We start from the raw sequence: 12,470 nt of genomic DNA, 5'->3' as shown, positions 1-12,470 counted from the left end.
TGGACGATGCCTCTTGCGGCGCGGTCCCGGCGCCCGCCCCGCCCGGCGCCGGCCGGCAGTCGCCCCCGGCGCCGAACCGGCTCCGGACGGGATTCAGCGTTCGTCCGTGCCCGCGCGCTTGGCGGTGGACAGGGCGATGCGGTTCCAGGTGTTGATCGTGAGGATCAGGGCCAGCAGGTGGGCCAGCTCCTCCTCCTCGAAGTGGGCCGCGGCCCGGTCGTAGACCTCGTCCGGCACCCCGGCGTCCCCGATCCGCGTGACCGCGTCCGTCAGGGCCAGTGCGGCCCGTTCCCCGTCCGTGAAGAAGTGCTCCGCTTCCTGCCACACCGCGACCATGTGCATGCGCTCCTCGCTCTCGCCCGCCTTGCGCGCGTCCGTGGTGTGCATGTGCAGGCAGTACGCGCACCGGTTCAGGTGGGAGGCGCGGATCTGGACCAGTTCGACCAGCGTCGGGTCCAGCCCCGCGCGGGCGGCGGCGTCCAGGCCGATCACGGCCCGGAAGACCTTCGGGGCACTCTTCGCGAAGTCGATCCGGCGGCCGCCCCCGTTGCGCCGGACGGTGGTGGCGGGGGAGGCGGCGCGGTCGTTCGTCTTGATCTCGGTCGTCGTCATGGGTACGAATCTAGAACGACAGGCGACTGGGTACGGGGTGCATTTCCATGACGGATTCGTGGGTCAATTCCGCGGAGATCCTGGGCAGCGACCTGCCTCTGGAACTCTCCGGCACGGGCAACCGCCGGGCGCTGCTGATGGCCGCGCTGCGCGAGGCCGTGCGCAGCGGGCGGCTCGCCCCGGGCACGCGGCTGCCGCCCTACCGCTCCCTCGCCGCCGACCTCGGCCTCGCCCGCAACACCGTCGCCGACGCCTACGCGGAGCTGGTCGCGGAAGGCTGGCTCGCCGCCCGCCAGGGCTCGGGGACCCGGGTGGCCGAGCGGGCCGCCCCCGTCACCCCCGCCCACCGGCCGCGCACCCCCGAGCGCGCCGTCCGCCCGGTCCACGACCTGGTGCAGGGGCAGCCGGACCCCTCGGTCTTCCCGCGCACCGCCTGGCTGGCCTCGGCGCGCCGCGCGCTCGCCGCCGCCCCCGACGACGCGTTCGGGCCGGGTGATCCGCACGGGCGGCCCGAACTGCGGCGGGCGCTGGCCGGCTATCTGGCCCGGGTGCGCGGAGTACGGGCGGCGCCGGAGCGCATCGTCGTGTGTTCGGGGGCCGCGCACGGGCTGCGGCTGCTCGCGGAGGTGGTCGGGGGCCCCTGGGCGGCGGAGGAGTACGGCCTGCCGTTCCACCGCGAGCTGCTCGCCTCCCACGGGGTCGGCACCCGGCCGCTGGGCGTGGACCCGGACGGCGCCCGGGTCGACGGGCTGACCCGCCGCGACCGTGCCGTCCTGCTCACGCCCGCCCACCAGTTCCCCACCGGCGGGCCGCTGCACCCCGGGCGGCGGGCGGCCGTCGTCGACTGGGCCCGGGCCACCGGCGGGCTCGTCGTCGAGGACGACTACGACGGGGAGTTCCGCTACGACCGGCAGCCCGTGGGGGCCGTCCAGGGACTTGATCCGGAGCATGTGGTGCTGCTGGGCTCGGTGAGCAAGAGCCTCTCCCCCGCCCTGCGGATCGGCTGGATGGTGCTGCCCCAGCGGCTGGTGGGCCCCGTCGTCGCGGCGAAGGGCGAGCGCGAGCAGTTCTCCAGCGCCACCGAGCAGCTGACACTCGCGGACTTCGTCGAGTCGGGGGCGTACGACCGGCGGGTCCGACGGATGCGGCAGCGTCACCGCCGCCGCCGGGACCAGCTGGTGGCGGCTCTGGAGCGGCGGGCCCCGCACGTCCGGGTCACCGGGATCGCGGCCGGGCTGCACGCGGTCCTGGAACTGCCGCCCGGCACGGAGCGTTCGGTGGTCCGGGCGGCGGCCTGGCAGGGACTGGCGGTGGAGGGCCTGTCCGACTACCTGCATCCGGCGGCGGCACGGGAGGGGGGCGCCGTCGCCCGGGACGGGCTCGTGGTGGGCTACGCGACGCCCACCGAACGGGCCTACCCCCAGGCGCTGGAAGCCCTGTGCCGCGCGCTGCCCCCGGGGTAGGGCCGGGGTCCGGCGCCCCCCGCTCCGGGCAGGCTCATCCGGCCTGTGTCTCCGCCTCCACCAGAAGCTCCGTGAGGTGGAGGCCGAAGCGCGCGTCGCAGGCGTGCGGCACTCCCGTGCGTACCGCTTCGGCCAGGGCGTCCACCGCACCCTGGAAGGCGCTCTCCGCGCCGTCCCAGCCGGGGATGGACGCCGTGCCCCGCTCGCCCCGGAACTCGATCTCGACGCCCGCCGCGCCGGGCGGGGCGCTCAGCCCGAGGGTCACGGTGCTGGACGCGCCGGAGGCGTGGCGCAGGACCAGGTGCGTGGTGTCGGCCGGTCCCCGGACGGCGGTCAGGTGCTCGACGTCGCCCAGGACCGGGATCAGCACGGAGAGCGCGTGCGGGCCGACGTCCCACAGGCCGCCCTTCTCGCGGCGCCAGGGCGAGTCGGCGTACTCGCTGCTGGAACCGGTGGCGTAGAGCGAGCCGAGCCACTGGGCGCGGGCGGTGAACCAGCCGCCGATCGCGGCCTGTTCGGCGATCCACGCCGACGTCCGGGGGGCGAAGCGAAGGGTGCAGAAGACGACGGACGCCACCCCTGCCTTCTCCGCGGCCCCGGTGACCGCGCGGGCCGCCTCGACCGTCGTGGCGACCGGCTTGTCCATCAGGAGATGGCAGCCCGCCTCCGCCGCCCGGACCGCGAGGGGGGCCTGGACGTCCGGCGGCAGCGCGAAGGCCACCGCGTCGCTCGCCTCCAGGAGCGCGTCGACGCCCTCCTCACCGGTGTGCGCGGGGGCGCCGTGCACGGCGGCGAGGGCGTCCGCCGCCTCGGCACGGCGGCCCCACACCCCGCTCAGCTCCACTCCCGGGTGGGCGGCGAGCGCGGGGGCGTGGGTGTTCCGCGCCCAGGGGCCGGTGCCGAGGAGGCCGATGCGCAGGGGGGCGGTGGTTCGGTCGGCTGTCGTCATGGGGCCAGTGTGCCGGGTGCTCCGACCGGCTGTGCAGGGGGCCGGAGGAGTCCGCCGTCCGAACAGTGAGGGGCGGCCCGCTCGCGCGCGAAGCCGCCGGGCGCCGAATGCGGTGGCGCGGCGCGGCCCTGTCCCGTTAGGTTGCCGGGGCCGGCCGCGGGACTCCGGCGCGACTTCCGAGACGTGCCTGTGAAGCGATGATTTCGTTGTTCGCGCCTCCATTCCCCGGCCGGCCTCTCTGCTTCTCCCGGGGGAATCCCATGAACGCGCCCGAGTCCGTACGAGCGTCCGAGACCGTCGCCGACCTCGTCGCCGCCGAGGACGTCCTGCTCTTCGTGAACGCGGCGATCACCGCGACCGGACAGCGCGAGTTCCGCTCGGGCGCCGCCGACCAGCAGCTGTCCCTGGACTTCCTGCACACCTATGTACGGGTCAACTACCGCCGGGTGTACGCGGCTTCGCTCGCTCTGGACATCAACCACCACAACGCGGCCCTCATCGTGCGCCGGCTGCTGGAGACGGCGGGCGAGGCCGGCCCCCAGGAGCGGCGCACCGAGGGGCGGCTCATCGCGGCCCGGCTGGCGCTGCTGCCGCCGCCGCGCGTCTACCGTCTCTTCGGCGAGCTGCGCCGGAGCAAGGTCAACAACCGGCGCACCCGGGCGATCATGCGGGACTGGCTCGCGGCCCGGCCGGACCTGGGCCATGACGCGGTGAAGTACCGGGCCGGGCTGAAGAGGGCCGTCCGGCACATCCACCTGCCCTGCCCGGACGGGGCCGAGCCGCTCGCCGAGGTCGGAGCGTTCCTGTTCCGGCCCGGGCGGTCGCCGCGCTACGAGCACCGGCTGCTGGACGCCTGGCGGCGCGCGCACTACGAGCGGGGAGCCGTCGCCGAGCTGCCGTTCACGGTGGCGGAGGGGTTCGCCGCCCGGCACGGGATGAAGCGCGAGGTGCTCCTGGAGCGGGCCGCGCCCCGGATGACCCGGCTGGAGCGGCTGCGTACCCAGGAGCAGCGGGCGGCGGTCGGGCGTCGGGACGCCCCGGCGGCCGAGGTGGACCTGACCGGGATGCCGCTGACCCGGCTCGCCCTCTACGTACTGTCGCTGGATTTCGAGCGGCGGGCCGCGCGCCGCCCCGAGCTGACCGGCGCCCTGCGCGCGGCGGCCCGCCGGGCGGCGGGCGGGCACGCGGGGGGCTGGGGGCGGGTGCACGCGGTGCTGGACGACAGCTTCTCCTCGTCCGGCTCGGGGCAGAAGCGGCGGCGGCCGCTCGCCGTGGCGCTGGCCTGCCACCACCTGCTGGAGGCGCTCGCCGCGCCCGGTGCGTACCGGGGGCTGTGGACCTCGGGCGCGGGCGACGCGCTGCTCGTACGCCCGTGGGGGCCGACCCCGCTGGGGATGCGGATCCTGGACGCGCTGGAGCCGGGGCCGGGTGGCGCGGCCCCGGACCGGCTGCTGGTCGTCTCGGACGGCTGGGACAACGCTCCGGCGGGCCTGGCGGCCGAGGTGTTGCGGGTGTGGCGGCGGCGGCTGGATCCGGCGCGGCGGACGGCGGTGGTGCACGTCAACCCCGTATACGACGCGGAGGGTTTCGACGTGCGGCGGCTGGCGGCGGGGGTGGCGACGGCCGGGATCCGGGACGCGGAGGACCTGCCCGCCCTGGTGGAGATCGCCCGGTTCGCGGAGGGGCGCACCGGGCCGGCGGAGCTGTACGCGTATCTGGACCGGCGGGTGGCCCGGTTCACCGGAGAGGGCGAAGAGGAAGGGGCGGCGTCGTGAACCGGCTGGACCTGACCGGGCTGACCGCCCGGCCCGCGCAGCTGTGGGGCGGGGTCCGGCTCGTCCCCCTGGTCCGCGAGGCGCCGGTGGAGGGGCTGCGGCTGCACCGCGAGGTGTACGAGGGCCTCGGTGCGGGGGTCGTCGAGCTCGGGCCCTTGGCCCGTCACGTCTCGTACATTCCGCACGGTCTGGTCGCCGACTGGTCGGGCGGGGAGGGCACGGCCCCGGGGGCGGGACGGCGGTCGGCCGCGTACGGCACCCAGTTCGGCGGGAGCGACGCGCTCAGGGCCGTCGCGCTGCCGCCGGTGCCGCACCGCCGGACGGCCGGGCGGAGGCCCGGTGACCGGCTGCGGTTCCTGCCGCTGCACCTGGCGCTGGAGGGCTGTCTCGCCCTGCACTTCGGCGGGCCGTCGACCGCCTGGGAGGAGTGGTCGCGCACGGCCCTGCGCGACGGGCTCTCGCCGCGCGCCGAGGACGCCTACCTCGGGCGTTCGGTGCGCGGGCTCGGGGACGCGCTGCGGATCTTCGAGATCCACCCGGGCCAGTGCGGCGTGATCGTGTACGCCTCCGACGCGCTCGCCGCGGCCTTCGTCGTCCCGCACCCGGACGACTACCGGCTCCTGCACGCCTCGCTGGTGGAGGACCTCTACGGGGAGCTGGTGCACCAGTACGCGCTGTACGGGGCTCCGGTGGCGGAGACCCCGGTGCGGATCGGGGGCGAGGAGCGTATCCGTGACCTCGGTGGGCTGAGGGCGGCCGCGCGGGCTCGGGAGCGGGCGTGGGAGGAGGCGCACGACACCCTGTTCGCACGGGAGCTGCTGGACAGCTCGTACGCGTTCGACCGGGCGTACCGGATGGAGTCGTTCACCCTGTGGCGTTTCCTGCCGCCGTTCGTCCGGGACACCGGCGGGCAGCACATCGGGGAGGCGATCACCGACCACAAGGGGCGGGTCGCCTACCTCAAGACGTTCCGGCTCTCCGACGCCCAGGTCCGCCGGGGCCATCTGCTGCGGACCCTGGCCGGGGCCGACTGGCGGCTGGACCGGGCGGCCGCCGCGCTGGGGTCGAGCCGGGAGGAGCTGGTGCGGCGGCTGCGCGCGGCCGGGTTCTCGGCCCTGCTCAAGGGCGGTGTCCGACCGGTCGAGACACTCGGCCCACACGGGAAACCCCGGTAACACGGGGTTCACATCCGGGCAACGGACGGGAAATCGGGTCTTGCCAAGCTGCGCCGCATAGACCGCTGCACCCGCAAAGGATGGCGTCCGTGACGTTCAAGGCTGAGTACATCTGGATCGACGGCACCGAGCCGACCGCCAAGCTGCGCTCCAAGACGAAGATCATGGACGGTACGCCGTCGGGGGACGTGGCGGAACTGCCCGTCTGGGGATTCGACGGCTCCAGCACCAACCAGGCCGAGGGCCACGCGTCCGACCGGGTGCTGAAGCCCGTCTTCACCTGTCCGGACCCGATCCGCGGCGGCACGGACATCCTCGTGCTGTGCGAGGTCTTCGACATCGACATGACGCCGCACGAGTCCAACACCCGTGCCGCGCTGCGTCCGGTCGCCGAGCGGTTCGCGGGCCAGGCCCCGGTCTTCGGCATCGAGCAGGAGTACACCTTCTTCGACGGCCACCGGCCGCTCGGCTTCCCCGAGGGCGGCTTCCCGGCCGCGCAGGGCGGCTACTACTGCGGTGTCGGGGCGGACGAGATCTTCGGCCGCGACATCGTGGAGAAGCACCTCGACAACTGCCTGGCGGCAGGTCTCGGCATCTCCGGCATCAACGCCGAGGTCATGCCCGGCCAGTGGGAGTTCCAGGTGGGCCCGCTGTCGCCGCTGGAGGTCTCCGACCAGCTGTGGGTGGCCCGCTGGCTGCTCTACCGCACCGCCGAGGACTTCGACGTCTCCGCGACGCTGGACCCGAAGCCGGTCAAGGGCGACTGGAACGGCGCGGGGGCGCACACCAACTTCTCCACCGGGGCGATGCGCGAGGGCTACGACGCGATCATCACCGCGTGCGAGTCGCTGGGTGAGGGCTCCAAGCCGATGGACCACGTGAAGAACTACGGCGCGGGCATCGACGACCGGCTCACCGGCCTGCACGAGACCGCCCCGTGGAACGAGTACCACTACGGCGTCTCGGACCGCGGTGCCTCGGTCCGTATCCCGTGGCAGGTCGAGCAGGACCGGAAGGGCTACATCGAGGACCGCCGCCCGAACGCCAACGTCGACCCGTACGTCGTCACGCGGCTGATCGTGGACACGTGCTGCACCGCGCTGGAGAAGGCCGGCCAGGTCTGACCCCGACGCCGGTCACGCACAGAGGGGCCCGCCGGTTCGCCGGCGGGCCCCTCCCGCGTGTGCGGTGTCGGCTGGAGGCGAGGAACGCAGTACGAAGGGTCCGTTCCGACGGGTGAGAGGCGTCTGACGCACCACCGCGATCGTCTGCTTCAATGGGCCCATGGTCGGCTACCAGCACACCGCGTCGGGTCGCAGCGACCTCGAACCGTTCTGGCCTTCCCGTCAGCACCATGATTTCGACCGGGTGTGTCGCCGCGCGTGGAACGCGCGGGCCCACTGAAGCCGCTCACCCCGGCGTTCGGTCCGCGCGTACGAAGCAAGTCCGTCCCTGACGACTCCTCGCGCGAAAGAGCTGACCCCCATGGCGAACACCCGTGCCTTTCCGGCCGCCCCGGCCGCGCAGCCCACCGGCCTCTCCCCCGCCGCCCACCCGAGCCGGCACCGGCTGCGCGCGGGCGACCGCGACGAGGCCGCCGGGCCGGCCGGCGTGGCCGGCTTCCTCCCGCCCGGGGCCACCTGGCTGCCGGCCCCACCGCACACCCTGCCCGACCTGCCCGGCATGCCGCCGATGGTCGGCTACCTGGTGCTCGTGCCGGCCGGCGGGCAGCCGGCGCTCGCGGGGGACGCCGCCGCCGAGCAGCGGCCCGTCGGCCCCCCGTTCGACCCGCGTGCGGCCGTCGGCGAGGAGGAGGCCGAGGAGGCTTCCGGCGGCCCGGTCCGCATCGACGCCGGCCGGCGTACGGCATCGGTCGACGGCGTCGCCCTCGACCTCACGTACCTGGAGTTCGAGCTGCTGGCCCACCTGGTGGCGCACCCGCACCAGGTGCACACCCGCGACCGGTTGGTGAGCACGGTGTGGGGTTACGGGCACGTGGGCGACGGGCGCACCGTCGACGTCCATATCGCCCGGCTGCGCCGCAAGCTCGGTGCGGAGTACCGCGGTTCGATCCGGACGGTGCGCCGGGTGGGGTACACGTACGTGCCGCGACCGTCCGGTTGACGGCGAACGTCCGGCGGCCCCGGACCACGGTTTCCCCTCACCGCGGTCCGGGGCCGCCGGGTGGCTCAAACCTGCCGCCCCGCGGGGGCCGGGGCCCGCGTGCTCACCGGGCCGACCGGCTCGCCGTACCCGTCCAGGTCCTCGCCCTCCAGGCTCGGCAGACGTGAAAGCACGCGCGGGACGCGCCAGTTGCGCTCACCCAGGAGCAGCATCACGGAGGGCAGCAGCACCATCCGTACGACGGTGGCGTCCAGCAGCACCGCGACGGCGAGGCCGACGCCCATCTGCTGCATGTCCTGCATGGACAGGGTCCCGAACACCGCGAACACCGCGACCATGATGGCCGCCGCTCCGGTGACCGCCCCGGCCGTGCGGCGGATGCCGGTCTCGATCGCGGCCCGGTTGTCCAGGCCGCCGCCGCGCGCCTCGCGGATCCGGGAGACGACGAACACGTGGTAGTCCATGGACAGGCCGAACAGGACGACGAGGACGAACAGCGGCATCCACGCCTCGATCGCGCCGACCCCCTCCGAGCCGATGAGCGAGGCGCCCCAGCCGTGCTGGAAGACGGCGGTCATCACCCCGTAGGAGGCGGCCACCGAGAGGAGGTTGAGGGCGATGGACGTCACGGCGATGACGTAGCTGCGGAAGCAGAACAGCATCAGCAGGAAGGTGACCGCCGTGATGAAGAGGAAGACGGGGGCGATGCCGCGCCGCAGCTGGTCGTTGAAGTCGACCGACCCGGCGGTCTCCCCGGTGACGTGGGCCTTCGCCCCGGAGCCGTCGAACGCGGCGGGCAGGGTCCTCTCGCGCAGTTCGGTGAGGTCGGCGGTGCCGTCGGGGAGGGGTATCTCGATCTCGGCGACGTTCTCCGCGCGGTGGACGGTGACGCCCTCGAAGCCGTCGAGGGCCTCGGTGACCTCCGGGGCGGCGATGTCGGGCGCGGTGACGACGACGAGGGCGGGGGCGGGGCCGCCGGGGAAACTCTCGGTGATGCGGCTGTAGGAGATGGAGAGCTGCGAGTCGGAGCCGAACTGCTTCTCCAGACCGAGGGATTCGGTCTTCATGCCGACCGCGGGCGCGGCGAGGGCGAGCAGCAGCACGACGGCGGCGACGGCGAAGGTGCGGGGCCGGGCGAGGACGGGGCCCAGGACCCGGCCGACGATGCGGCCGCTGCCGGCCTGGCCGTGCTTGGCGCGGCGGTTCAGCAGCGGGATGCGGCCCGCGTCGATCCGGTCGCCGAGCCAGGAGAGCAGGGCGGGCAGGACGGTGACGGAGCCGAGCATGGCGATGAACACGACGATGATCGTGGCGAGCGCGAAGCCCTTGAACAGCAGGAGCCCGGAGAGGAACATGCCGCCCATCGCGACCATCACGGTGACGCCGGAGACGAGCACCGCCCGGCCGCTGGTGGCCGCCGCGATACGCAGGGCGGTCTCCGCGTCCCGGCCGGCGGCGCGTTCGTCGCGTTCGCGGCGAAGGTAGAAGAGGCAGTAGTCGACGCCGACGGCGAAGCCCATCAGGAACATCACGGAGTACGTGGTCTGGAACAGGTGCAGCTGGTGGCTGGCGACCGAGAGGAGACCGAAGGCGGCCAGGCAGGCGGTGAGGGCCAGCCCGACCGGGAGCAGGGCGGCGACCACCGCACCGAAGGCGACGAGGAGGATACCGAGGGCCAGCGGTACGGCGGTGAACTCGGCCTTCTTGAAGTCCTCGGCCAGCAGGTCGCCGAGCCACTTGCCCGCACTCGCCTCGCCGAACTGGTGGATCTCGGTGTCCGGGTGGTCCTCTCCCACGGCGGCGACCGCGTCCAGGACGGGCTGGACCCGGTCGGGCGAGGTGGCGGCATCGCCCTTCATCTCGAAGGCGATCAGGGCGTTCCTGCCGTCCTCGGAGACGACGGGCGGGGCGAGGTTCCGCGTCGCGCCGGTCTCCCGTACGGCGTCGGCGAGGGCTTCGGCTGCCGGCTTCCAGTCGCCCGCGGCGGTGGCGGAGACCATGACCAGTTCGCCCGCGGGCTTGTCGAGTCCGGCGTCGAGGAGGATCTGCTCGGCGCGGGCGGACTCGCCGGCGCCGTTCTCCGCGTTGGTCATCTCGACCATGCCGGTGGCGCCGCCGACGCCGGCGGCGAGCACGACGAAGAGCAGCCAGCCGAGAACGGCCGTCTTGCGATGATGTGTGCTCCACACACCGATGCGTGCGGCGAGGTTGCGCCTCATGCGGTCTCTCCCCCAGAGGTAAGCGTCGGGTAAGTACTTCGGGACGCTTCGAATCTAGGAGTGGCACACGGTCCACCCCAGCCGTCGAAGCCCCCGGTCGTGGAGGTCCGGGGCGGGGGTGCGGGGGTGGTGCCAGGTACACCCCCTCCGGGTGGCGGACCGGCTGACGCGGCGGGGTGGGCCCGGGTGAGACTGGCTGCGGACCGGGGCCCGCCCGGCTCCGATGAGGGGGGAGAGACCCGCGATGAAGGTGTTCTCGGGGCGACTACGGTCGTCGATGCTGGCGGCGGGGCGGGGGCTGTTCCTGTCGGTGGCCGGTCTGGCGGCGTCCATCACTCTGTTCGTGCTGGCGGTGCTCTCGATCGCCTTCATCCTGTTGGGCATCGGCGTGTTCACCACTCCGGTGGTGCTGGACGCGGTCCGCAAGCACGCGAACCAGCGGCGGCTGTGGGCGGTGACCTGGTCGGACGTACGGATTCCGGTCCCGTACCGGCCGTTCCCGAAGGATCTGCGGCCGGGCGTCACCGGTCAGGTGGAGCGCACGACGGTGCTGCTGAAGGACCCGGCGACCTGGCGGGACCTGCTGTGGCTGCTGATGGACATGACGGTCGGAACGGTCCTGGCGGTCCTCGCGGCGGCCCTGATGATCTATCCGGTAGAGGGACTCGTCCTGGCGGCCGGCCTGTGGCGGGTGTTCCGGGACGATCCGTACTGGTACGGGTTCGTGCCGGTGGACAGCCAGGCGACGGGATTCGCGGCCCTGGCGCTGGGCATCGTGCTCTTCCACCTCGGAATGCGGGCCTCCGGGCCGATCCTGCGTGCGCACTTCCTGCTCGCCCGTACGCTGCTCGCCCCCATCCAGGACCAGGAGCTGGCGCAGCGCGTCGAGCGGCTCACCGAGACCCGGCACGAGGCCGTGGACACCGCCGCCTCCGAGCTGCGCCGCATCGAGCGCGACCTGCACGACGGGGCGCAGGCCCGGCTGGTGGCGATGGGCATGAACCTCGGCACGATCGAGGCGCTGATCGAGAAGGACCCGGCGCAGGCGAAGAAGATGCTGGCGATGGCCCGGGAGTCGTCGGCGGAGGCGCTGACCGAGCTCCGCGATCTGGTCCGGGGCATCCACCCGCCGGTCCTCGCGGAGCGGGGCCTCGGCGACGCGGTCCGGGCGCTGGCCCTGCGGCTGCCGGTCGCCTCCGAGGTGACGGTGGAGCTGGAGGGGCGGGCGGAGGCCCCGGTGGAGTCGGCGGCGTACTTCGCGGTCAGCGAGGCCCTGACGAACACGGTGAAGCACGCGGAGGCCGATCGGATCCAGGTGGACCTGTACCACGCGGAGGGAATGCTCCGGATCTCCGTGACGGACGACGGCAAGGGCGGTGCGGTGATCGGATCGGGCTCGGGCCTGAGCGGGATCGAACGGCGACTGGGTACATTCGACGGCGTACTGGCCGTCAGCAGTCCCGCGGGCGGTCCCACCATGGTGACCATGGAGATTCCTTGCGAGTTGTCCTAGCCGAAGATCTCTTCCTGCTGCGCGACGGACTGGTGCGCATGCTGGAGGCGTACGACTTCGAGATCGCCGCGGCTGTGGAGACCGGGCCCGAACTGACGAAGGCTCTGGCCGAGTTGGAGCCGGACGTCGCCGTCGTCGACGTCCGGCTCCCGCCATCCCAGACGGACGAGGGCCTCCAGTGCGCCCTGGCCGCCCGCCGGGCCCGGCCCGGACTCCCGGTGCTGGTGCTCTCGCAGCACGTGGAGCAGTTGTACGCACGGGAGTTGCTGGCGGACGGCAACGGCGGCATCGGCTACCTGCTGAAGGACCGGGTCTTCGACGCGGACCAGTTCATCGACGCGGTACGACGGGTGGCGGCCGGCGGTACGGCGATGGACCCGCAGGTCATCTCCCAGCTCCTGTCGCGCCGTTCGCAGGACGCGCCGATGGGCGGGCTCACCCCGCGCGAGCGGGAGGTGATGGAGCTGGTGGCCCAGGGCCGCTCGAACGCCGCCATCGCCTCGCAACTGGTGATCACGGAACGGGCGGTGGCCAAGCACACGTCGAACATCTTCGGCAAGCTCGACCTGCCCCCGTCGGACGACGACAACCGCCGGGTGCTGGCGGTGCTGGCGTATCTGGACCACGGCTGACGCCCTGC

Annotated in this window: 10 protein-coding genes; 7 read left to right on the top strand and 3 right to left on the bottom strand. The window is 73.7% G+C overall.

Going from position 1 to position 12,470, the window contains the following annotated elements; all coding sequences use genetic code 11:
- Positions 1 to 93 precede the first annotated feature (93 nt).
- Positions 94 to 612 carry a carboxymuconolactone decarboxylase family protein gene (locus tag ACIQMU_RS16995; protein ID WP_402689109.1) on the bottom strand — a complete coding sequence of 173 codons (519 nt, stop codon included), beginning with the start codon at positions 610 to 612 and terminating at the stop codon, positions 94 to 96.
- Positions 613 to 659: 47 nt separating this feature from the next.
- Between ACIQMU_RS16995 and ACIQMU_RS16990 the strand changes: the two genes are divergently transcribed.
- A complete protein-coding gene (locus ACIQMU_RS16990) occupies positions 660 to 2,075 on the top strand; it encodes a PLP-dependent aminotransferase family protein (RefSeq protein WP_402689108.1) in 1,416 nt (471 codons plus the stop codon).
- A 34-nt stretch (positions 2,076 to 2,109) separates the two neighbouring features.
- Here ACIQMU_RS16990 and ACIQMU_RS16985 read toward each other — a convergent pair whose 3' ends face one another.
- Positions 2,110 to 3,024 (bottom strand): Gfo/Idh/MocA family oxidoreductase, encoded by a 915-nt coding sequence (locus ACIQMU_RS16985; protein ID WP_352242423.1) that lies wholly within the window; start codon positions 3,022 to 3,024, stop codon positions 2,110 to 2,112.
- Between the two features lie 260 nt (positions 3,025 to 3,284).
- On the opposite strand from ACIQMU_RS16985, the gene ACIQMU_RS16980 reads away from it, so the two are divergent.
- From ACIQMU_RS16980 to ACIQMU_RS16965, 4 genes are all read left to right on the top strand, one after another.
- Positions 3,285 to 4,799 (top strand): hypothetical protein, encoded by a 1,515-nt coding sequence (locus tag ACIQMU_RS16980; protein WP_402689107.1) that lies wholly within the window; start codon positions 3,285 to 3,287, stop codon positions 4,797 to 4,799.
- Positions 4,796 to 5,974 carry an ARPP-2 domain-containing protein gene (locus ACIQMU_RS16975; RefSeq protein WP_402689106.1) on the top strand — a complete coding sequence of 393 codons (1,179 nt, stop codon included), beginning with the start codon at positions 4,796 to 4,798 and terminating at the stop codon, positions 5,972 to 5,974. Before ACIQMU_RS16980 ends, ACIQMU_RS16975 begins: the two co-directional genes overlap by 4 nt.
- A gap of 89 nt (positions 5,975 to 6,063) precedes the next feature.
- Complete coding sequence (glnII, locus tag ACIQMU_RS16970; protein WP_352242420.1) at positions 6,064 to 7,098, top strand: glutamine synthetase; 1,035 nt, start codon at positions 6,064 to 6,066, stop codon at positions 7,096 to 7,098.
- Positions 7,099 to 7,459: 361 nt separating this feature from the next.
- Positions 7,460 to 8,098 (top strand): winged helix-turn-helix domain-containing protein, encoded by a 639-nt coding sequence (locus ACIQMU_RS16965; protein ID WP_402689105.1) that lies wholly within the window; start codon positions 7,460 to 7,462, stop codon positions 8,096 to 8,098.
- 65 nt (positions 8,099 to 8,163) lie between these two features.
- On the opposite strand, the gene ACIQMU_RS16960 is transcribed toward ACIQMU_RS16965, so the two are convergent.
- On the bottom strand, positions 8,164 to 10,317 hold the full coding sequence (locus tag ACIQMU_RS16960; RefSeq protein ID WP_352242418.1) for an MMPL family transporter: 2,154 nt from the start codon (positions 10,315 to 10,317) through the stop codon (positions 8,164 to 8,166).
- 244 nt (positions 10,318 to 10,561) lie between these two features.
- Between ACIQMU_RS16960 and ACIQMU_RS16955 the strand changes: the two genes are divergently transcribed.
- Entirely contained in the window at positions 10,562 to 11,830 is a 1,269-nt protein-coding gene (locus ACIQMU_RS16955; protein WP_402689104.1) for a sensor histidine kinase, read from the top strand.
- The gene (locus tag ACIQMU_RS16950) at positions 11,815 to 12,462 is read left to right on the top strand and encodes a response regulator transcription factor (protein WP_352242416.1); all 648 of its coding nucleotides are present in this window, start codon (positions 11,815 to 11,817) and stop codon (positions 12,460 to 12,462) included. The genes ACIQMU_RS16955 and ACIQMU_RS16950 overlap by 16 nt, the downstream gene beginning before the upstream one ends.
- Positions 12,463 to 12,470 lie beyond the last annotated feature (8 nt).

The sequence above is a fragment of the Streptomyces sp. NPDC091649 genome, from assembly GCF_044756785.1.
GTDB lineage: Bacteria > Actinomycetota > Actinomycetes > Streptomycetales > Streptomycetaceae > Streptomyces.
This window is presented reverse-complemented; position numbering and strand designations above follow the sequence as displayed.